The organism is Ktedonobacter robiniae, from assembly GCF_016587375.1.
Classification (GTDB): Bacteria; Chloroflexota; Ktedonobacteria; order Ktedonobacterales; family Ktedonobacteraceae; genus Ktedonobacter; species Ktedonobacter robiniae.
Window position 1 is genome coordinate 597411 of record NZ_BNJG01000001.1, and the last position, 21276, is coordinate 618686.

Annotated in this window: 14 protein-coding genes, 2 tRNA genes and 1 pseudogene; 7 read left to right on the forward strand and 10 right to left on the reverse strand. The window is 53.0% G+C overall.

Features of this window, described 5'->3' with window-relative positions:
• Nucleotides 1-10 precede the first annotated feature (10 nt).
• Both JMJ04_RS02415 and JMJ04_RS02420 read right to left on the reverse strand, forming a co-directional pair.
• Nucleotides 11-1702: an AAA domain-containing protein gene (locus JMJ04_RS02415; RefSeq protein WP_201368971.1), complete on the reverse strand. Its 1692-nt coding sequence runs from the start codon at nucleotides 1700-1702 to the stop codon at nucleotides 11-13.
• Between the two features lie 435 nt (nucleotides 1703-2137).
• Nucleotides 2138-3400, reverse strand: coding sequence for a tyrosine-type recombinase/integrase (locus tag JMJ04_RS02420; protein ID WP_201368972.1), 1263 nt, complete (start codon nucleotides 3398-3400; stop codon nucleotides 2138-2140).
• 1944 nt (nucleotides 3401-5344) lie between these two features.
• Between JMJ04_RS02420 and JMJ04_RS02425 the strand changes: the two genes are divergently transcribed.
• Both JMJ04_RS02425 and JMJ04_RS48505 read left to right on the forward strand, forming a co-directional pair.
• Entirely contained in the window at nucleotides 5345-5548 is a 204-nt protein-coding gene (locus JMJ04_RS02425) for a hypothetical protein (protein ID WP_201368973.1), read from the forward strand.
• A gap of 37 nt (nucleotides 5549-5585) precedes the next feature.
• Nucleotides 5586-5905 (forward strand): annotated as a pseudogene (locus JMJ04_RS48505) (HNH endonuclease); the annotation flags it as partial.
• A 92-nt stretch (nucleotides 5906-5997) separates the two neighbouring features.
• Here the strand turns inward: JMJ04_RS48505 and JMJ04_RS02430 are convergent.
• Complete coding sequence (locus JMJ04_RS02430) at nucleotides 5998-7143, reverse strand: FAD-dependent oxidoreductase (RefSeq protein ID WP_201368974.1); 1146 nt, start codon at nucleotides 7141-7143, stop codon at nucleotides 5998-6000.
• Nucleotides 7144-7661: 518 nt separating this feature from the next.
• The gene (locus JMJ04_RS02435; protein WP_201368975.1) at nucleotides 7662-8264 is read right to left on the reverse strand and encodes a plasmid pRiA4b ORF-3 family protein; all 603 of its coding nucleotides are present in this window, start codon (nucleotides 8262-8264) and stop codon (nucleotides 7662-7664) included.
• A 1045-nt stretch (nucleotides 8265-9309) separates the two neighbouring features.
• Here JMJ04_RS02435 and JMJ04_RS02440 point away from each other — a divergent pair.
• The 3 genes from JMJ04_RS02440 to JMJ04_RS02450 all read left to right on the forward strand — a co-directional run bounded on the left by JMJ04_RS02440 (nucleotide 9310) and on the right by JMJ04_RS02450 (nucleotide 12982).
• Complete coding sequence (locus JMJ04_RS02440) at nucleotides 9310-10467, forward strand: AI-2E family transporter (RefSeq protein WP_201368976.1); 1158 nt, start codon at nucleotides 9310-9312, stop codon at nucleotides 10465-10467.
• A 527-nt stretch (nucleotides 10468-10994) separates the two neighbouring features.
• Nucleotides 10995-12071 carry a universal stress protein gene (locus JMJ04_RS02445; RefSeq protein ID WP_201368977.1) on the forward strand — a complete coding sequence of 359 codons (1077 nt, stop codon included), beginning with the start codon at nucleotides 10995-10997 and terminating at the stop codon, nucleotides 12069-12071.
• A 128-nt stretch (nucleotides 12072-12199) separates the two neighbouring features.
• Nucleotides 12200-12982: a hypothetical protein gene (locus tag JMJ04_RS02450; protein WP_201368978.1), complete on the forward strand. Its 783-nt coding sequence runs from the start codon at nucleotides 12200-12202 to the stop codon at nucleotides 12980-12982.
• 475 nt (nucleotides 12983-13457) lie between these two features.
• Here the strand turns inward: JMJ04_RS02450 and JMJ04_RS02455 are convergent.
• The 4 genes from JMJ04_RS02455 to JMJ04_RS02470 form a co-directional block, all read right to left on the reverse strand.
• Nucleotides 13458-13530, reverse strand: a tRNA-Gly gene (locus JMJ04_RS02455).
• 4 nt (nucleotides 13531-13534) lie between these two features.
• A tRNA-Pro gene (locus JMJ04_RS02460) sits at nucleotides 13535-13607 on the reverse strand.
• Between the two features lie 92 nt (nucleotides 13608-13699).
• Nucleotides 13700-14182 (reverse strand): hypothetical protein, encoded by a 483-nt coding sequence (locus tag JMJ04_RS02465; RefSeq protein WP_201368979.1) that lies wholly within the window; start codon nucleotides 14180-14182, stop codon nucleotides 13700-13702.
• 258 nt (nucleotides 14183-14440) lie between these two features.
• Nucleotides 14441-14833, reverse strand: a complete 393-nt coding sequence (locus tag JMJ04_RS02470; RefSeq protein WP_201368980.1) for a response regulator transcription factor — start codon at nucleotides 14831-14833, stop codon at nucleotides 14441-14443.
• A 197-nt stretch (nucleotides 14834-15030) separates the two neighbouring features.
• On the opposite strand from JMJ04_RS02470, the gene JMJ04_RS02475 reads away from it, so the two are divergent.
• Nucleotides 15031-16005 (forward strand): GAF domain-containing protein, encoded by a 975-nt coding sequence (locus tag JMJ04_RS02475; RefSeq protein WP_201368981.1) that lies wholly within the window; start codon nucleotides 15031-15033, stop codon nucleotides 16003-16005.
• Nucleotides 16006-16107: 102 nt separating this feature from the next.
• On the opposite strand, the gene JMJ04_RS02480 is transcribed toward JMJ04_RS02475, so the two are convergent.
• Nucleotides 16108-17505 (reverse strand): sigma-54-dependent transcriptional regulator, encoded by a 1398-nt coding sequence (locus JMJ04_RS02480; RefSeq protein WP_201368982.1) that lies wholly within the window; start codon nucleotides 17503-17505, stop codon nucleotides 16108-16110.
• On the reverse strand, nucleotides 17477-20107 hold the full coding sequence (locus JMJ04_RS02485) for a sensor histidine kinase (RefSeq protein WP_201368983.1): 2631 nt from the start codon (nucleotides 20105-20107) through the stop codon (nucleotides 17477-17479). Before JMJ04_RS02485 ends, JMJ04_RS02480 begins: the two co-directional genes overlap by 29 nt.
• 308 nt (nucleotides 20108-20415) lie before the next feature.
• On the opposite strand from JMJ04_RS02485, the gene JMJ04_RS02490 reads away from it, so the two are divergent.
• The gene (locus JMJ04_RS02490) at nucleotides 20416-21183 is read left to right on the forward strand and encodes an alpha/beta hydrolase (RefSeq protein ID WP_201368984.1); all 768 of its coding nucleotides are present in this window, start codon (nucleotides 20416-20418) and stop codon (nucleotides 21181-21183) included.
• The last annotated feature ends 93 nt before the right edge of the window (nucleotides 21184-21276 follow it).

Sequence of the window (21276 nt, forward strand, 5' to 3'; positions counted from 1 at the left end):
CATATCACCTCTAGCACTGCTGATTGAGCAGTGTTGGATTGAGGTACAGGCTGGTCAGGGTCGCCCCCACCACTTGCGCCGACTCCAGGACGAGACGTCCTGCCTCCCGTTTGGCATCCTCGACCTGCTGATCAAGATGGGCCAGCGCATCCTCGATCAAGGCACGTTCCTGCCGGGCCTTGATCAAAGCCTGCTCCAATGCAGCAATACGTGGATTGCCAGCCTGAAGTTCGCGCTCCAGATCCGCCAGATCCTGAGTAAGCGCAGCCTGCTTCTGGATATAGTGAGCAGGTTGTGTATCACGCTTTTTAGTCCAGGAGTCAATCGTGGGCTGGAGATCAGCATGTTGCCTCTCTGCCTGCCCATAGGTCAGCTTGGCTTTGGCGATCCGCTCCTGTATAGGAGCCATCTGGTCTTGCAGTGTGCGCAGGAGTGCGGCAAGTTCCTCAACGCTGGCTTCCAAAGCCTTTTCCCACTTGCCGGTCAAGAGCTGGACAAAAACACGTGCAACAGGCCGATACTCATGCAGCCCTTCTAGCTTTTTCAGTCCTGCCTCATAGAGTGACCACTGATCGATGTAACGCTGTTGCAAGGGCATAAGCCGCGCCTCCTCAGCTTGCCAAGTTGCTTTTGCGGCTTTCATAGCCTGGATGGCTTTCTTATCGCGTTTTATGAGCGATGCCAGCTGCGCTTGAATAGGAGACAACTGGCGCTGCTCTTCTTCTTCCAGGCATTCCAGTTCCGTCTCTATCCGTTTCCGCTGGAGCGGGATCTCCTCTTGACGCTGGTTCCAGTCACGGACCTGTATCGGCAATTCTTGCCGATACTCGGTGATATCGAGCAACACCTTTTCGCGCCTGCGTTCCAGGCGGGTGATCTCCTCACGCTGCTGCTCGATAGCATCATTGACAATCATGGATATCGTGACGTTGTGGAACGCATCAGTCTCCAGATCAGCCAAATGCGGATTGCCTGCACGGACCAGATTTCGCTCCTCAAGAAAGCAGTCCATCCCGTGCTTACGAAAGAAGGTCGCTAGGCGGATAATCGCGTTATCAATCGCGATATTAGTATGCGAGGTAATCAGAACGCGACTCTTATAAAGAATGGCATGTAACATCGCAATAGCGGTCAACACATCAGTTTTCCCCGTTCCGCCAGGACCCAGTATCATCTGTACTTCGCTGGCAAGTGAACGCTGGATCGCCAAGCGCTGCACATCATCAGGGACAAACACGTCGCTGATCGCATCAACGAGTGAGGATGTTACTGCCTCATCAGGGCAATCGAGGTATCCGAACAGCTTAAGACCGAGATCCATAGAGGCTTGCACCTGCCCTAACGCTTCTTTCATCTTGCGCAGGAGATGCGCCCGCTCGACAACCAGGTGCGCATAGGAGAGCGTGCGTTCTGGCAAGCGTTGCATCGTTGTGATCGTGACACGATCATCCTTTGTGTTCGATAACTCCACCAGCAGGTGATCGAAATCGGCACTCTGTAGCTGAAAGTCGGTACTGTCAGGCAGATCCCAGGATGACGACTCCAGCGTAAAGGCGTAGCGATAGCGGCGGTGTTGCTCATAAACCAGCTGGCCATCGACGATAGTATACTGTTTACTTCCTACAGATAACTCAATGGCTCTGTCTAGAGCCTGTTCCATCTCTGGCCGGGGATCATTGAGTGGACGAAATGTATATTGCATAATGCTCACTTTCTTGCTAGCTATACGCCTCTTTAGAAATCGCAGACCCCAGGCGCTCCATTTCGCTAGTACGTAGACCGCAGCCTCTCACGCAGTCGGCCACAATCTGCTCATAGGTTGGCACCTCTTTTTTGTGTCTTGGCATCATTTCTCCTTTCCAGACTTACTGCTCACCTAGAACATACCGAATAGGCACGGTATCAGCGCGGAAATAATGCGGTACTAGCACGGTACGAATACTGAAATGGCACGGGTAGAACACGGGAAGGGTGTCTGCTGACACTCTTTCCGTTGGCCAATCAGATGGCTAGCCAGAACAGGGAAAAGAGGATATGCTGAGAAGAACGCCGGTCTAGAAAAGTTTGGACTTACCGTGGGTCACATATTCTATTATAATACAGCCATTATCAGAAATACATGTATTTCTGATAATGTTCACCCTTTTACCTGTTGCTCCTTGACATGAGTACGCTTGCGTCTGATCTCTCTTGGCCCAGGCATCCGAGTTGGAATATGATCACCAGGACTGTATTTACGTTTTTGCTCCTGCAAGATCGTATCATTCATGTGGATGTAGTTGAGCACAGTGGTCAGATCTTCGTGCCCCAGCAACTCTTGTAAGCTGAAAGGATCGTTGCTCTTGATGAGATAGTTCATGGCAAACGTGTGTCGAAAAATGTGCGGACTGATGCGCTTGCCAGAAATACCAGCACGAGCTTTGAGGCGCTTGAAGAGCATTTCTACCCCGTTTTTGGTCAACGGTTGACGAGTCTCGGAGAGAAAGAGGTGATCTTCACCGGCGCTGCCCCACTCGGCCAGTTCTTCTTCATCTGGACGATATTTGTCCAGGTAGTAAGAGAGGTTGCGCAGACAGTTTTGGCCCAGGGCAATGCGTCGCTCCTTTGATCCCTTTCCCAACACGGTCACGACCCCTTTTTTACGATCCAGGTCATCCAAGCATAAACTGATGAGTTCCGAGACGCGGATGCCGGTATCGTAGAGGAGCCAGAGAATGGCACGGTTGCGTACAGCTGCCCTCTCGGCCAAAGGACCGGTCTCGTTCGGTGGGGCACATGCAAGCAGGAGCTTTTCAAACTCTTCGGTGGTGATGGTTTGGATGAGTGGCCGACCAACTTTAGGAAAGACAACGTGGTCAAAGGGATTGTGCTCAAGGGTGCCACGACGGACGAGCCAATGGAAGAAGGCACGGGCCGAGCGAGCATAGGTTTGCACTGTCCGTTCACTGCGGACTTTGCCACGGGCTCCTGGAGTCGCTCGCAGGTGGGCAAACCAGGCGCTAACGTCATCGGCATTGACCTCATCGATCTGCGTTATGTCCAACTCCTCTTTGAAGAAGATCTGCATCAATCCTAAAGCTGTCCGGTGCCACTCCAGGGTTTTCTCGCTATGGTTACCACCAATATGATCCTGGAGGTAGGCATCAATGAGCGTTGTGATGATGCGCCGTTTGGCCTGGGCCTCTTGCCGTGCTGCTTTCTTGTGCCGCGTAGCCTGAACAACGGCTTCTTGCTCTTCTTGAAGGTGCCGGGTCTCAACCTGCGCGTCGAGTTTGGCACGTTGGGCTTTGGCACGTTCTTGTGTGACGCGTGATCCTTTCTTGTGCGTTCGCCTGTCTGCTCCCCTTGACTGCACGGCGTGTGCAATAGAAGAATCGTTGTTTGTCGCCTTCAATACCATGGTTGCTCGTTTCCTTTCGTCCGCATCATCTTGAAGCCTTACGGGATCTTGGTGACGCATCTGTGTAACACATCAACATACGCGAGCAGTGTTTCAGGTTACCGAGTACCAAGTCTAGCTATGCGTTCTTGCGATAGAAAAGGAATCACGTCAGGCGGCCTCCAGATTCGCGCGAGGAAGAAGCTGAGAGGCAGGTGTTTGCGTTCCCATGCAGGCAGGTGTTTGCTTAGGTGGAAGGGCAGGTGGTCATGGATTGAATGGCTTGTGAACACTTTTGTCAGAACGTGGAACGCGAGGCAGGTGTTTCCCGGAAAATGAAGGCAGGTGTCCGTTGAACGCCTTTTGGCCATAAAGAAAACCGTCCTTCTCATCTGTCATCACTGCTCGCTTCATCTGAAGGAGCTTGTGAAGCACGTTGAGAAGGACGGTTTTCTAAGAAAAGCGGGACACGAGACTCGAACTCGCGACAGCCTGCTTGGAAGGCAGAAACCCACAAGCAGCCCTCCCCAACCCCATCAATCGGCCTGGCAAGCCGTTTTACTCACCTATCACCTAATATGAGCAGCGCTGGAGAAAAAGGTTACGACAATTTTTGCTCTCTTGCGGCAAAAAATGTCCGAACATTTTTGCCATTTTCAGCCTTTTATCACTCGCTGCTTTCGGCTCAAAGACAAAAGAGGCTATAAGGTTTATCATCTTTTATGCATGAGCTTTTTCAACTGCGAGACAAAAGGCGTCATACCATCCTTTGACTATGAGAGCGCCCTCTTCCCGCACTTCTTCTGATGAGAAGCGCATCGTGGGATAACGAAAACAGCGAAATCTTTTCCCCGCAAACATGCTCTTAAAGAAACTATAAGGACTTTCTGCCTACATTTCAAGCGGGAAAGCCTGCCTCTGACATACCACACTTGTATCACAGCAAATGCTTTCTCGTTGTGATTGCTACCTACCATAAAGAGAAAGGAGAATATGTACTCATGCTTTGGCTCTCCTTCTGTTCAGACCAATGTGTCCCAGCAACACCCAGAAAGCAGGGAAAGCTGCATCCAGAGAGACCACACGATGGAAAGAGCCACAAGAGGAGCCGCCCAGACCTCGCTCCTCCTTTCCACCAGCGATCAAAGACACCCATTTCACGAGAAGCATTTCCTCTTCAGCAGGAGAAAGACGACACCATCCCTCCCACTTGCCTCATACGGCATCGTCGCCAAAAGAGAATGAGACCTCAAGCGATGGACAACGTGGATAGGCCATATGGCCCCTACGGGGAACAGCGTGCAAGTCACTCTGAAAAGGAGAAAACATACCATCAACATCATACACGAGGGTACGATTTCTCGTGGGGCAACGCGCTCTCCAACTCCTATGTTCCACAGTCAACCATTGATTAGCGCGCCTGGCGTTATAACGGTTCCGTGTCGTCCAGCTTCACTTCGCACGTCTTTTTATCCAGCGACCAATTCTGGGGAACATGGAATCGGCGTTAAAATACGGCGATGGTAGCGCTCAAAACAACTGCGTCTGATAGCTACCACGGGTGCGAGGAACCAACAATTCAGCGATCTGCCCCGCAAAGGTCGCACCCAAGGCCAAAAACGTTGGGGACGGATGACCTTTTCTCACAAAGCACTTTCTCATTAGAATGCAAAAGATGAATCACACTCGCTATATGTCTATCTATTGTATTTATTTGTGAAATAGCATATTATATAAACATAAACATAAATATCCTCCATTCCTTACACTCCTCGTAAGAAAGAGGCCCTAAGCCCTTTTCATCATAGGAACACGATTCTGAGATAACCTTCCTCACTCTCTTGCCGTTGTACCCTCTTTCATTTCTCGTATGTACGATATCATCTGATAACCGTGGCTCCATAGGAATGAAACGCCTAGCGAGTTCTGTGATTCACAGTAACTCATGAGAGGAAAAGTGAGTAAATGCAACAAGTCAAGACTTATACGTCGAATTTTTTTAAGGGCGAGGCGCGAGAGCAATTTAGCAAGGATTTAAAGAAAATGGCAAAAGCTGGTTGGCATGTCCATACTGTCACTGATAAAGGGATGGGAACAGGCCAAGATCATACTGGCTGCTTGCAAGTATTGTACGAGAGGGATTCCAACCATAGGGAGCATGTGGATTAAAAACAGGCGCAGCCATACAACACAGCGCATGTTCGATGGAACGCGCAGTGAACTGGTCAAACGACTACTTGCAGACACTTGTGAAATGTGCGGAAGCAAAGAGGACGTTGAAGTTCACCACATCCGTAAACTGGCCGATCTCAACACTGAGGGAAGGCCAGAAAAACCCGCCTGGGTCAAACGGATGGCGGCTCGGAGAAGAAAAACGCTTGTCGTCTGTCAAGACTGTCATGATGCCATCCACGCAGGACGACCAACACGGCAGTTTTCTCGGACTGGTCACTGGAGAGCCACGTGAGACGGAAACGCTCATGCGTGGTCGGAGGCAGGCCGACAGAAAAGTGCCCTACAAGGTAACTCGCTGGCGGCCTAGCCTACTGTATAGCCAAGACGTGAGAGGGCCGCAAACAAGTTGATTCTCGTTTGCGGCCCTCTCACATGTTCCCATATTAGGAAATGGTCTTTTTTCTGGTTGGTCCTGGCAAATGAGCATTGCCTTTGCCCGGGTTGTTGCTTGCCTCTGGATGATTGAGCTTCTGCTGTCTCAGGTAGTGATGAATTTGTAAACCGACATCGCGCCCTTCCCGCAAGGCCTCCTCCAACGATTCCAGGTCATGGACAACATCTCCGGCAGCAAAGAGACCCGGTACGAATGTCGTAAAGGGACCTGCCAACTGGAGTTCCTCGCCAGATGCCGTCGTTATAGTCATCTCATGAGGAAGAAATGACAGGTCTGGAACCTCGCCAATGGCGACAATCACTGTTTCAACAGGATAACACTGCCCGCGCCCTGGCACAAAGGCCAGGTGCGAGGTTTGCCCCTGGTCAATCCAGTGCGTCCTCTGGCAACGTATCCCACAGACATGCATATCTTCCGTCCCTAGAAAGCTCTTCGGCATAGTGTACTCGTGAAAGGTGATACGTTTGTGTGGGCGCAACAGTTGTTTTTTTGCCGTCTCAGGGAGTTCTGAAAAAGAGGCAGGGTAGAACACATGGACCGAACTGGCCCCTGCCTCGACAGCACGAGCGGCGACATCAAAGGTATAACGGCTTCCTCCCAAAACCACGACCATTCCCGTGCAGCCACCTTGTGAAGAAAAAGGCCGAGTCAAGAGCGTATCCAGCGCAGAGTACACCCCCTTCAACGCGTCTTCGCCTGGCACATCGACAGATGCCTGGTGTTGTACACCAACAGCTAGTAAGACAGCGTCATAGTCCTGGTATATCTCGTCAAACGAAATGTCGCGCCCAACGTGGGTGTGCAGGCGAAGCGTGCCTCCTGGCCGCATGAGTAACTCCAATAGCTGTGCTCTCGCCTGGGGCGGCAAGCCAAAGGATGGCATCTCAAGGGTGAGCATTCCTCCTGCCGTTGGGCTCTCTTCGAAGATCGTAATAGACCTATAGCCCAGGAGTGCCAGAATGTGCGCTGCATTGAGCCCCACCAGCCCGGCGCCAATAATCGCGATACGCTCTGTATAGGCATTGTGGGATATGGGAGCATTAGGGACAAGCATCGTATAATCTAGCAGTGTTGCATTTGTGCTTGAAGCCAAAGGCTGTGTATCACTCGCCCTGACCTGTGTATACTCATCCATTTGCGGCTGCCTTTCCAACAATGCGTATTTTATCTGGAACGTGTTGGGATTGCTCTCTACCTACCGATTGATGTTGAGAGACCCGAAGAAGGGACCTCTCTAGCATACTCTACAATTAATTTATTTTGGTTTGTAAAAAATACCATGTTTTTGAAATTTTGTCCACTATTATTAACATGATGTGGATTTTTTGGCTAAAAAGAGTAATATTCCTTCTGTTTGTGCTTTATTAATAATGTATTTACCATCGGGCATGATAGCTCTTATGGCAGATCATACTTTGCGTACGCATGCCTCTTCACGCTTGCCATCTGCTCTACCTGATCGAAGGTAGAGGCAACTGCCAGAATACAACCATGAGGAAATTATTCTACAGATGAAGTGTGCGTAGTTTTCCTGGCTGAAAAATCCGAAGTCAATGTTGTTTCTTAACAGAATCAGTTGAGTAGTATATCTTACCTTCCCCCACTCCACCAAATCGGGGCAAGCTCAAATTTAATGCAGATGAGGAAGTTCTGTCACTTCAGGATCGCCAGCGCTGAATTGGCCTGCTGAACTGAAAAGAGCTTAGGATCGTAAGACGCGCCGACCCACTGGCGCAGACGTTCGTGCTCAGGATGCTTTGGATCCTGCAACGACTCAAGTAAAGACGTGTATCCACCTATTCCACCAGCATCCTCTGGAGGACAGGCCCGTTCACCAGCCAGGCAACGCGGTGTGATCCAGAGAGCATCCTCATTCCAGTTTTCATCTGCGAGATGCTCAATTTTTTCAATTGTAATCTGGTGCAGCCAGCTATCACCCAGGTCATACTCATACGTCAACTTCAGCCACTCAGCCCAGACGGTCGCATCGAGCTTTGTGCGTCGGCTATCCCTGATGCGCATGCCCGTATCGTCCCAATCAGGATCAGGAAGCCCATACACCATTGTCTTCTCATTGATAGTGAGCCTGAACAAATACAGATGAGCGTTATCCCGCCCCATAACCACCTGAAGCATTTTATGAAGAGTATGGAGGCTGATGGCACCAGGCACAACCATTTTACGCCAGATAGGCGACTCAACATCAGCTAACTGAACATGCAGGTAATAGCGACTCTCTGACCAATAACTTCCCACGTGCGTCGCCCCTTCTCCATATTTTGACGGATTGCTCTCCAGGAATAACTGCCTCTATGCCCTCACAATTGCGAGGCATTCGCATGCACCAATATAATGTATATTGTATCTGGGCGTGATATCTTTTGAGAGTATCGGCGCCCTGATCGCCAAAATCTCTTAAAACTTGTTCCTTTAATTTTTCCGACATCCATGCCTCGCATTTATTTTTCTTTTTGCTTTAGTATCAAAGAAATTCTTTATATCTTAATATCAACCTATAGATAAAAAGAACTCAATAAATTGCTAATAATAGAATTTGCATTTAAAACGCTTGTGCATGGAGAAACATAAGTTGCTTCTGCTTTTCAGACTCATCATCAAAATGCGTTTGAGCCCTATTTCTATCTTCTGATATGCTCACAAAACCGCTTGAGATGCTTCCTTAGAGGGGTAAAATTTGACAGTAAATTCGTTGTCCAGAGCCGTATATGAATGGACAAAGCTGGACAATTTCGACGGGTAATCTGAGCTCAAAGGCAGGGTTGAGCAGGGTAAAAATATGTGATAGACTTACAAATCAACAGTAACAAACTACTAGGCTATTTGCTAGTGAGAGTAAAGACACAGTGAGGAAGCTCATTTCAGGTGATAGAATGCGTACCTGATCCTTTCTGTGCTGTATGCTTTACTGAAACTTTCCTCTCCGTTAAGCGTGTTACCCTCGAAGTCAAGAAAGGTTTCTCCTTTCGATGAGTTCACCAGATGGCGAGAAAGCATATCTTTTCGGGTATCTCTACAATTGCCCTCTCAACAACCACGCTATATGGCAACTCTTCTTTCTGTCCTTGAACGGTGAAACATTCTTTTATTCCGTAAGTGTTCCCAGAATGGAAACGGTTGCTATTTGTGAGAGTCGTCCCCGTCATACTGCTTCTTCTTGTATGAAGCAGTATGTGCACTCCCTAATCGCAGGGCTACATCTGCAAACCAGGGCCGGAAGTGTTGACCATCTGACTACTTAAGCGGTGTGGTCTGCTTCTGAGGAAGAAAGAAAGACATGTACATGACTTCTCTGCATTTAGAAACAACTACAACGAAATGGGCACGACGACGCGATATCCCTCTTGCCATACTGGCGTGGACGGCGTTGGCAGGTCTTGTTCTGTGGGGCGCGAGTCATATCATCCATACGCTTCTGCTGTTAACGATTGCGGCCCTTCTAGCCTATGCACTGGCTCCTGGTGTTAAGCTGCTCCATCGTTTTATGCCTCGCCTTTTGGCGATCCTGATTATGTACGTGTTGGTGCTTAGTGCGCTTTGTTTCCTGATCTACCTGGTGGTGACGACGGCAATAGACCAGGTGCGCGCCCTGGCCAGTTCTGTCCAGACACTTCTCACTCCCAAGGGAGCTGGTCAGCTTTCCCCAATCGAGCAAACGCTGGGCACTATTGGCATCTCGCACGCACAGATCTCGTCGTTCGGTTCACAAATTACCTCCAGTCTTGAAGGGGCTGCCAGGGATACAGTCCCTGTGGTCAGTGGAGTGGTAAACGCCATTTTAGATTTTGTACTGATCGCTGTACTGAGCGTCTACCTGCTTAATGATGGGACACGTATCTCCACCTGGGTTCGCAAAAACTCTCCTCATGTGGCGCGTGCCAGTACCGTTTTGGATACGCTCCAACGGATCGTTGGTGGCTATATTCGGGGTCAGCTGATCATGTCAACCCTCATTGGGGTTCTAGTGGGTGGCGGCATGTTCATCTTTCATGTTCCCTACGCTGTCTTCCTGGGAGTCATGGCATTCGTCCTGGAGTTCATTCCGGTGTTAGGAACACTAGTATCTGGAGCTATCTGTGTGTTGCTTGCGCTGACTCAGGGATGGCTTATCGCGTTGGGTGTCTTGATCTACTTCATTATCGTTCACATCCTCGAAGGCGATGTCATTGGCCCTCGGATTGTGGGCCAGGCGGTAGGATTGCACCCGGTGATCTCTATCGCTGCTCTGATTGCAGGTGCTGAACTTTTTGGTATCTGGGGGGCTCTCTTTGCTGCCCCTGTTGTGGGTGTGCTTCAAGTGCTCGTTGTGGCCCTCTGGACGAACTGGCGGCACACACGTCCAGAACAATTTGAACAGGTAGAACAGCAGGCTGTGGACACGGCTGATGTAAATTTGTCTGCCCCTTCCAAGATAAAAACGACGCCCGAAGAGCTTGTGTAGAGGAGTATCGAACGAACAGCAGAAACGCTTGGTTGGGGCTGAAACTCGGAAAGGGAGCAGTTCACGGCAAGGCTTTCTTGACCATGAAGATCTCTGTAAACATGAGTTGTATGCAGGCAAGCGTATCAAGCGTGGTTTGTTTCGTGCTGCAAACGGGCGTCTTCTCAATGCCGACGTCAACGGCGCATATAACATCAGTCGGAAAGTAGCACCCAAGAGTTTCGAGGGTGTAGAGGATGTGGTCGTGCATCCAAGATCGTTAGCCATAGCGGTCTAAACCTGAATGTCTAGCATACGCTAGGTTCGGGACGTCAGCGGAAATGAGTCTCCCGTCACATTTGTAGCAGTTGTACGTGATGGGGCACCAGATAGTACCGCATGTCGTGATGACGCTGTGATATACCCTAGCAAGAGCGAGAGAAGCATGTGAGACACAATCAGTACACTGAGAGGAAAGCAATACTGATGACCTCTTGATGCCGCTCCTCAATATGCGTCAAGGTCAGAGTGGATGAAGGAGATTACCTATGTTCAAGCGCATACTTATCCCGCTTGATGGCTCAAAACGTGCTGAAGAGGCATTGTCCATGGGGGCATACCTGGCACGCATGACTGGCGCCTCCCTGCTTCTCGTGAAAGTCATCGCCCCAGAGCTTCTCTATACCGGCCTCTATCCAACGGTGCCCAGCTATGTGGCTGAACAGGTCCACACAACGTATCTCGCTGAGGCCGAAACATATCTCAAACACGTGATTCGCATCTTGAAACTGGAGGATATCTCAGTCTCGACAGAGGTAATAATTGGTATCCCAGATGCGACTATTGTGCAGATCGCAGGAGAACGCCAGGCAGATCTTATCGTGATGCGTAGCCAGGGGCAGACAGGGGTCGCACGCTGGTTCTTTGGGAGTGTCGCACAGTATGTTCTTCGCCACAGCCTGGTCCCAGTTCTGGTCATGCGCGATGGGTGTTCTCCGCTGATGCTTCGGCCTGCTCAGCCATTCCATGTGCCCCGGATATTGGTGCCGTTGGACGGCTCACCCCAGGCTGAGACAGCCCTGGAGCCCGCGGCGGAGATGGCATGCCTTCTGGCGGGAAGTGAGCAAGGACAGATCCATCTCACCTGTGCAGTCCGCTCCGTTACCGCTCGTGATCATTTCACCATCGCCCAGGAGGAACAGCAAAATAAGGCTGTGCAAGCGGAAGCGGAGGCCTATCTGGCTGCTATCGCCACGCGACTACGGGCTGGCGAATTTGCCTCATCGGCGCTGAAGACCAGCTATTCTGTCGTGACCTATACTCGTGAAGAGGAGATCTGGAAACGCATTTTTCGCGAAAGCGAGTGCATTGGCGATGTCCCGGGATATGCGGGCTACGATCTCATTGCCATGTCTACCCATGGCAGGACTGGTCTGCAACACCTCTTGCATGGGAGCATTACAGAGCATGTTTTCGATAGCACTGTCGTACCCTTGCTGATTGTGCATACCCATACTATCCCCAAAGAGGAAATACCGAGCTCAGACGAGCGTGCTTACCTGACTATGTATCACGCACCAGATGGACGAGGGGAGAAGCAATCCAACTTCTCTTCTAAATCTTGATGGGACAAGCACAAACAGGTTCTCTGTAGAGAAAGAATCGGAGGCTGTGTGCGGGCGCTAGAATAGATGTTTTTCGATGTAGAAAAACCCCATCAGTGCATTCAATCCACGGAAAGGAAAAGGAATTTATGGCCAGTCAACGGAATATATCAACCCGCTGGGCTCCCTTCGTGATTGTCATTCTGGCAGGAGCCTGGACGCTCTTCCACCTCATCTGGAACTTCGTCGGGCAAACTTCCGATGATTATTGGGGCATCGCCTTACTCATCCTGTTTGTTCTCGCCCTCATTCTCGCTTTCGTCCATTTCTTTCAGGAGCGCTCGACTCTCAAGGCTACTGGCACAACGGAACCCTTCCCGGAACCAGCGATTGGAAAGTTTTTCTTTGCGTCAGATGGCTCGGCGCCGGTGTGGTTTGTGGTGCGCATGGAAGTCGGTGCCAAGTGGTTGCTGGCTGGATGGGAGAAGATTCAATCTCCGGCTTGGGGGACATCAGGCAAAGCCATCAGCGGTTTTGTCGCAGGAGCGCTGGCCAAAACATCTGGACCCAATCCAGCCGTACAGGGCTGGTACGCCTGGTTTTTACAACACCTCGTGCAGCCCAATGCCGGCCTCTGGTCGTTCCTTATCACCTATGGAGAATTTGCCGTCGGCCTGGGGATCCTGCTAGGCATCCTCACCGGGATTGCTGCGGGCTTTGGGGTTTTGATGAATTTCAATTACCTGCTGGCTGGGACAGTGAGCATCAACCCTGTACTTGGTATGCTTGGTCTCTTCCTGGTCCTCTCTTGGCGCGTCTGCGGATGGATTGGTGGGGATCGGTGGTTACTCCCAGCACTTGGCTTGCCCTGGAAACCAGGGACGTGGTTCCAACTACAAGCCAGAACGAGCGCCTCATCTTCATTAGAATGACACATCCTCCCGAGCGTCTCTCTCTGAAGCCACTGTCTGCTTGAGGCAGACAGTGGCTTTTTATGCAACAGCAACCAGGCCAGTGATTGTCCCTGCTTGAAGCAGAAGACTATCACCTGAACTGCATGCTTACCATCTTATAACCATATAGAGCATCACTCTTCTTCTGCTGGGTCTTGCGACACCCCAATTTGCGGCAGGATGTCAAGCCTGAAAGGGCAGGATGTTTCGCGTATCCCAATCTTGTGACACCCCTTTTTGCGGCAGGGTTTCGCCTGCCAGGGGGCAGGGTGTTGCCCGCGTTGGAGGCAGAGTGTTGCACTGCGCGAGGCAGGCTGTCCGCCTTTTTGGAGGCAGGATGTGATTGGAGGGAGTATGACCCAAAACGACATCGTCCCTGTGCTTCCTTTCGACCGGTCACTTCCTGGTGAAGTGGCCTCTCATCGGCTTGCACAGGGACGATTGATAAAAGAAAAGCGGGAGACGAGACTCGAACTCGCGACAGCCTGCTTGGAAGGCAGGAACTCTACCAACTGAGTTACTCCCGCATAATCGGGGTGCGCGGACTTGAACCGCGGACCTCCTGCTCCCAAAGCAGGCGCGCTACCAACTGCGCCACACCCCGTTTGTTACGGTTGAAATATTAACATGGTTTTGGCGGCTTGTCAAGCACTTTTCGGCGCGATTTCTCAGCCATCCATCATATCCAATTAACCCTTAGCGCGGGCGATCGTTCTTGCGATAACGTAGCTTCAACAAGAACAGGTTCCAGCGCGTGCGCAGGTTGCTAAAAGGGCCGCGCCGCAAGGGGGTAATGGTGACATTGCCAAACTGGACCGATTGATGGCGCGTACGCTGCGCGGAACCCGAACGAGGCGAGACAAAATTGGTGAGCGCGACACACACAATACAGATCATACCCACAATGGCCAGCAAACCTGTGATGAGGTTGGCCTCATGCGTTGGCGTGGCATAGGCATAGCCACCACCCAGCAAGGCCGCCACAATGGTGCTCAGGAGAAACCACTCGTTGGGGGAAAAGTTCCAGGAAAAGCCCCGAAAACGAGGGCCACGTGGGGGTCGCTCCTTCTTCGGGGAGCCTGATCGGCGCTCACTTCTCTTCCCCCCAGACCCCGGAGAGTCTGAGAGTTCCAGGTTGCGCAGTATCTCTTCAATTTCGCGTTCATATTTATTAGGCATAGCCGCTCTGCTTCCTTGTATGGTTACCAGGACGCTCTTGCTTGTAATCATACCAACTTTTGAGCGTCGATACAAGTAGTTTTCTTCCTATTTTCTTCTATCTAGCCAGGTGGGTATATTGCTTCTGCCGCCTGCGGCGGGGGGAGAAAGAAGAATTTGGGTACACCCCAAACCCCGCCAGGGGCGGAGCCCCTGGACCCCGTTCTCGCTCCTCGCCGGTGAGAAGTGGCCCTATCCCTGGACCCGTTCTCGCGTTCATCAGGCTTGTTTGGGGGGGCCTACCAGAGTCCGCACACGTTCTACGAGTTCGAAGGGGTGAAAGGGTTTGGTAATATGGAGCGCCGCCCCCAGATCTTCGCTGATCCGCTCGTAGATGTGCTCAGCGCGTGCTGTGACGATGATGACAGGGATGTGCCTGGTTCGACCATCCTCGTGTAACCCCCTACAAATATGATACCCATCCTCCCCAGGCATCATGACGTCCAGGATAATTAGGTCGGGTAGCGGTCCATGCACAGGGGCAAGGAGCTGCTGCAACTGAGAACCATCCTTCGCGCACTCCACTTCAAATCCATAGCGCACCAGGACAAATGCGAGTATCTCCCGCACCTCCCGGTCATCATCCACAACGATAATTCTCTTTGGCATCATTCCCAATCCCTTTACGGACCGCATCTCTCGCATGTATATATCTCCCATACATGCTGGCTTACGCCTCTCCTCTGCATCTACTCTATACACGTTCGCCGCCCCAATGGTTGACTCACTCTACCCCCTCTGTTATCATATACAAAAGCGCAAATGGAAGTCAGAAACGCATCTAATTATGTATAAAAGGTGGAACTGGCATGAGTAGCACCGCTCCTTCCTGGACATCCATCCTCCACTCCATCATTAAGTCAACCGCCGAGCGTCAACGGATCGCCAATGAACTCTCAATAGCTCCCATGACCCTGACCCGCTGGGCCAATGGTGAGACAAAACCGCATAAGCAACATCTTGTTCGCCTGCTTCAAGCTGTCCCCGTCAAGGACCGCCAGGAGCTCTTTCAAGCCCTGGAACAACAATATCCCGACCTGCATGCCTGGCTGATTGAAGATACCGTCGATACCATTCCTTCTGAGTTCTTCGCCCAGGTCCTGCATATGCGTACCATCACCAACGAACGCCTGCTCTTCTGGCGCCTGGCCGATCTCATCTTGAATCAGGCCCTGGAACAGCTCGATCCTAATCGCCTGGGCCTCTCCATTCGCCTGGTCCAATGCATGCCACCACGCGAGGATGGGGCCATTCATAGCCTGCGTGAGATCGCGGGCAAGGGGCACTTCCCCTGGCCGAGCGACCTGGAACACGAGATTTGCTTCCTTGGGGGCGAGACCCTCTGCGGCTACGTGGTTGAGACTGGCTACCTGCAACTTGTGAGCGACCTGCGCCATGAACATCCTCCCTTTCCCGTCTATCATGATAAATTTGAGGTCAGCGCGGTCGCTCACCCCATTCGCTACGCGGGACTAACCGCCGGGTGCCTCCTTGCCGCCAGCAGCCAGCCACACTACTTCACCCCCCTGCGCGTGGAACTGACCAAATATTTTAGCGACCTGCTGGCCCTGGCCTTCCCCAAAGGAGCCTTCTATGCCAACGAGGTCATCAAGCTGCATGTTATGCCCGAGCCAGAGAAACAATATGCCCTGATCAATACCTATCGTGAACGCACGGCCCGACTGGCTCAACAAGCCGCCCTGGAACACTTACCCTTCGATAATACTCAGACCAGCATCCACGTCTGGCAGCAAATTGAAGGCGAACTCCTCCAACGCTGCTGAAGGTACGCGTCTACATATCATGGGGCGGAGCGTATCGTACCATGATATGTAGACGCGTACCTTCAGCAGCGTCGTTCCACCACAACACCATCCCTTCCCTTTTTAATCAATGCCGTGTTTGCGCATGAGGTAGCGGAGCTGGTCGACTTTGGCGAAACCGAGCAGCTCCGCGGCTCGCGTGCGGTTGTGCCGGGTGGATTCCAAAGCCCAGCGGATAAAGTGGCGTTCGATGCGCCCGTTGATCTCTTCCAACGAGACCGGGCCGGTGGGGCGCGCGTTAAACCATTGCTCCCAGGGGTCTATGGGACTGGGCGCCTGCCCGTCTTTTGAGCCGACGATCTCATGGGGCAGGTGCATTGGCAACAGCTCTTCGCCGCTACTTAAAATAATGGCGCGCTCAATGACGTTTTTTAGCTCGCGTATATTCCCCGGCCAACTATAGTTCTGTAAGAGGTGTTGCGTCTCGGGCGCAAGCTTGCGCACGTTACGACCAAGCGAGCGATTGAAGTCTTCGATAAAATGGGCTGCGAAGAGTAGGATATCTGCTGGCCGCTCGCGCAAGGGCGGCAAGGGAATCTTCAGGACCGCCAGGCGGTAGTAGAGGTCCGAGCGGAAGGAGCCATCCTTCATGGCCAGTTCCAGGTCGCGGTTGGTCGCGGCCAGGATACGCACGTTGATTTTGACCTCCTTGTTGCCACCCAGGCGAAAGAAGGAACGCGTCTCCAGCACGCGTAGCAGCTTGGCCTGCATGTCAAGCGGCATCTCGCCAATCTCGTCCAGGAAGAGCGTGCCTCCTTCTGCCAATTCTAACAGACCGCGCTTCTGCTTCTTGGCGTCGGTAAAGGCATACTGCTCATACCCAAATAGCTCGCTTTCAAGCAGGTTGTGCGCGATGGCGGCGCAATTGAGCGGGTGAAAGGGGCCGCTGGCACGTGGGCTCTGCTCATGAATGGCGTGCGCGATAACCTCTTTGCCGGTGCCGCTCTCGCCGGTGATGAGCACCGAGGCATCGCTGCGTGCGATCTTGGAGACCAGCTCAAAGACGGCATGCATACGCTCACTATGCCCCACGACGTGATTAAAATGATAATTATCGCTGCGCTCTCGCTTTAACTGTCGCAGTTCTCTCGACATCGCGCTGGTATCCAGCGCTCGTTTTACAACTAGCAACAATTCCTCCAGGTCAAATCCTTTGAGTATGTAATCTGAGGCTCCTAACTTCATAGCCTCTACGGCGGTCTGGACGTCGCCATAAGCGGTCAGGATTACTACAGGTAGCTCCGCCTCATGCTCGCGAATACGCCTGAGTACCTCCAATCCACTCAATTTGGGGAGGCGCAGGTCCAGCAAGACAAGATCAATTGTATTCTTCTGGAGTTCGCGCAGGCCCGCCTCGCCATCTGAGGCAGTGTAGACATCATAGCCGCGCTTGCGCAGGTAGCGTGCAAGCTGGTGCGGTAGATGTGGCTCATCATCGACGATCAGAATACCCAGGCTCATCAACGCCCTCCTCCACTAACATCTCCTCTTCCAATAACATATCGCCCCAGGGCGCTTCATAAGCATATTTTCTGCGGGAGCTTGTACAGGCATCCTCATCGAAGATGGGCAGGCGAATCGAGATGGTTGCGCCATAGCCGTAGTGCCCCTCGACGCGGATATAGCCTCCGTGGTCCTCGACCAGGCGGCGCGTGATCGCCAGCCCCAGGCCGATACCGTGGGCTTTGGTGGTAAAGAAGGGTTGGAAGATACGCCCGAGTTGTTCTGGCCTGATGCCCTCGCCAGTATCGCTCACAGCGATCTCAACCCACTGCGAGAGGGTGATGCCTGGACGCTGTAGCCCAACCAGCGCCTGGGGTGAGCGTGTGGTGGCCACGTCCTCCTGCTCGCCCTCCGCTCTCTCCTGCTCGGCTGGTAGCGTCATGCAGGAGACGGTGAGGATGCCCCCTTCGGGCATGGCCTGCAAGGCATTCATGTAGAGATTAAGCAAGACCTGCTCCATTTGCCCGGCATCGACGCCGACGGCAGGGATGTCGCGGTAGACACGATGCACGACGACATTGGCTGCCTCGCACTGTGGCTGAATAAAGTGCAATACCCGGTCACTCAATTCGGAGAGGGAGCAGGGCGTGCGGTGCAATTGGCGCGGCTTAGCGAAGAGCAACAGATCATGCACGATGGCATTGAGCCGCTCGACCTCTTTCAGGACGACCGAGCTCTCCTCGCGTATCCAGGCCTGGTCGCTTCCCAGGCCACAATCAATCTCGTCCGAGGGCAGAGGCTCGGTCGTGGTGGAGAGTTCCTCCATGATCATTTGCATAGAGGTCTTAATCGAGGCCAGGGGGTTGCGCACCTCGTGAGCGACGTTGGCGGCCATTTCGCCCAGAGTCGCCAGGCGGTCCAGGCGCCGCTTCTCCTCCTCCAGGCGATGGACCGAGGTGACATCGGTGAAGGTCACGAGCATACCAATAGGCATGTTACTCTCATCGCTCAGGGGCAGGGCATCGACCTCCAGGACCACTTCGCGTCCCTGCCGGTCGGTGTTCTTGATGGTTCCGCTGCGCAGCTCTCTCAGCAGAGCGTGAAAGGGAGCTGGCAGGCGCTGGAGCAAGCCGGTGGATCCCGGCTCGCCATCCGCTCGCGCCAGGTCACCATTCGGTAGGGCTCCTTCACCTGGCGCCTCGCCTCGGAGAGCGCTGAGGACCGCCTCGAAGGTCTGCGTCTCGCGCACTGGCTCATCTATGCCTGGCGGCGAAGATGGCTGCTCAATAGGTGAGAGATATTGCTCATACGGGGCGGTCGCGACATGCAGGGAGCGTATATCCAGAACACACGCCAGCGGCTGGCCTACAATCTCGCGAGCATGATAGCCAAGAATGGCGGCGGCGGCGCGGTTAAAGGTGGTGACGCGCCCGGAGCGGTCGGTCGTGATCAGGCCGCTGGGAATGCTTTCGAGGATCATCTCTTTGAGGCGCTGGTCCTCAAGCACCTGGCGCAGGAGCTTGCGGGCCTCATTGCGGGCCTCAATGACCTCGTGCATGAGCGTCATATTTTCCAGCGCCGCCCCCGCCTGGCTGGCGAGCACCTGGAGCAGTACCAGTTCGGACTTGCGCAGCTTCCAGGGCGCGTGATAGGCTCCAATGACCACACCCAGGATACTCGTCTCCTGGGCATACTCCTGATCTTTGCTGATGCTCCCACGCAGCAGGGAGCCGCCACGCCGTGCGCCAATCTTGCCACCCAGTAGGGGGACCGCGAAGAAGGTCTTCACAGAGGAGGGGAGAGCCTGAGCCACTTGCTGGCTCCAGGGATCATTTCTGGCACCAGGCAGTTCTAGCAAGAGGATTTCGGGAAACTTCTGTTCACCAAAGTAGCGCAGGAGGAGGGTACGTAACTCTTCTGTCACCCATGTTTCCTTCTCGGGAGACCTGGGGCGCGTCCGCGCGCCCCGTGCAGGCACATCTAGCAAGGCTCCCAGGTCGGCCATCGAGATCTCGCGTGCGCGCTGGACGATGACGGCACGCATACGCTCGTACTCATACATCGAGTAGTGCATCTGGCTGCTGATGCTGTTAAGCAGCGACAACTCATGGATACGCTCCCGGTCGCGCTCCAGCAGGCGTGTATTCTCCAGTAGTAGCGCGACCACGCTCGCGACGGCCTCGACCATGCTCACCTCGTCCGACTGCCAGGTCATAAGCGAATCAGAGGATTCCTCGCGCGGCAGGCGAATGGTGACCATCACACCGATACAGCGCTGGCGATAGATGAGGGGCGCCGCGACATGCGTAGGCGCACGAGAGGGCGTGGCCCTGGCATGCCGCTCGCGCCAGGCCTGCGCCTCCAGGAGATCGCCTGTGAGTGGGATAGGATTGATGCGCGCCACCGAGAGTAGCGCGCTCGACCAGCCCGGCTGGTCATCGAAGGAGCCAGCCACAAACTGGAGTGTCTCGCCAATGCGCTGATAAAAGAGGACACAGCGACAGCGCAGCAGGGTCGCCAGCCGTCGCGGCAGGCTATCCTGTAACGTTTTATAATCAATAATGGCGCTAAAATCTTGTAGCAGGGCCTGCACGACCGCCGCGATCTCAACCTGCTCCACCAGTGGCACCCCTTCTTCTACCCATCAACCCAATCCCCACACGTTCCACAACGACATGCACCAGCCAGGCGTGCCCTCCCACGAAAAATCCCTCTCCACCGCTCTGGCTGAAATCAATCATACCAGATGCCCCCCGCGTAACGCACGCAATAGGACCGCTTTATGAAAATATTGTCACCAAATATCTGAAAGCGCTCGATAGTTGATGTGATATCGGGCAGATCAGAGCCGTACATATATATATAAGCCACACATATAGACATTGAAGGATAAAAAATATGCTCAAACGGCTTTAAGGAGATCACCACATGAGGAAACACTTCCACCTGCGACTCATCGCGCTCCTGCTACTCTGCCTGGTGCTCGCGGCCTGCACATCAGGAGGAGGCTCACCACAGACCTCAAGCCCCCCTACTCCGACCGCGACACCTCCCATCACTCCGACGCCTACTACACCCACAGTCACCAGTCAAGAGGTCCACTTTACGACAGCCGATCATATTAAGCTTGCTGGCCTGCTCTATAGCAAGAGCGGCACGACGGCGATTATCTGTTCTCATGAACTCAATAGCACCAAGGCTATATGGCAAGGGGTCGTGCCCTGGTTCGCCGCACGCGGCTTTATGGTCCTGGCCTATGACTTCCGTGGCAACGGCGAGTCCGAAGGGCAGCGTGATAGCGCCCAATATAGCCAGGATTTACTTGCCGCCATCACCTTTGTCAAAAGCCAGGGCGCGAAAAAAGTCATTCTGCTTGGCGCAAGCATGGGGGGATCCGTGAGCCTGGACGCTGCCTCCCAGGCCAAGGTAGCAGGGGTCATCACCCTCTCCGCCCCCCTCAAAGGTTGGATCGAGGAAAAGAAGATTCCCGCAATCACTGCACCCAAGCTCTTCATCAATAGTCAGGAAGACACCTACGCCCAGGAGACCCAGCACATGTTCGACATTGCCCAACAGCCTAAAGAGATACACATCTACCCCGGCAGCGCCCACGGCACCGCAATCTTTGGAACCGAGAATAGCCGTGATTTAATTGATCGCATCCTCGCCTTCACGACCAAAAACGCACCTCAATAAGACGCCCTTTCTCCAGACATTTTTAGTCCATGCCTGCATGGACTCTACAACTCCCCCCGCATCATATCTGAGTAATACAATGATTATGTAGAG

Excerpts from the sequence above, each read along its gene's own strand:
- JMJ04_RS02415 (WP_201368971.1), bottom strand. The coding sequence starts at position 1,702 with ATGCAATATACATTTCGTCCACTCAATGATCCCCGGCCAGAGATGGAA.
- JMJ04_RS02420 (WP_201368972.1), bottom strand. The coding sequence starts at position 3,400 with ATGGTATTGAAGGCGACAAACAACGATTCTTCTATTGCACACGCCGTG.
- JMJ04_RS02425 (WP_201368973.1), top strand. The coding sequence starts at position 5,345 with ATGCAACAAGTCAAGACTTATACGTCGAATTTTTTTAAGGGCGAGGCG.
- JMJ04_RS02430 (WP_201368974.1), bottom strand. The coding sequence starts at position 7,143 with ATGGATGAGTATACACAGGTCAGGGCGAGTGATACACAGCCTTTGGCT.
- JMJ04_RS02440 (WP_201368976.1), top strand. The coding sequence starts at position 9,310 with ATGACTTCTCTGCATTTAGAAACAACTACAACGAAATGGGCACGACGA.
- JMJ04_RS02445 (WP_201368977.1), top strand. The coding sequence starts at position 10,995 with ATGTTCAAGCGCATACTTATCCCGCTTGATGGCTCAAAACGTGCTGAA.
- JMJ04_RS02450 (WP_201368978.1), top strand. The coding sequence starts at position 12,200 with ATGGCCAGTCAACGGAATATATCAACCCGCTGGGCTCCCTTCGTGATT.
- JMJ04_RS02465 (WP_201368979.1), bottom strand. The coding sequence starts at position 14,182 with ATGCCTAATAAATATGAACGCGAAATTGAAGAGATACTGCGCAACCTG.
- JMJ04_RS02470 (WP_201368980.1), bottom strand. The coding sequence starts at position 14,833 with ATGATGCCAAAGAGAATTATCGTTGTGGATGATGACCGGGAGGTGCGG.
- JMJ04_RS02475 (WP_201368981.1), top strand. The coding sequence starts at position 15,031 with ATGAGTAGCACCGCTCCTTCCTGGACATCCATCCTCCACTCCATCATT.
- JMJ04_RS02480 (WP_201368982.1), bottom strand. The coding sequence starts at position 17,505 with ATGAGCCTGGGTATTCTGATCGTCGATGATGAGCCACATCTACCGCAC.
- JMJ04_RS02490 (WP_201368984.1), top strand. The coding sequence starts at position 20,416 with ATGAGGAAACACTTCCACCTGCGACTCATCGCGCTCCTGCTACTCTGC.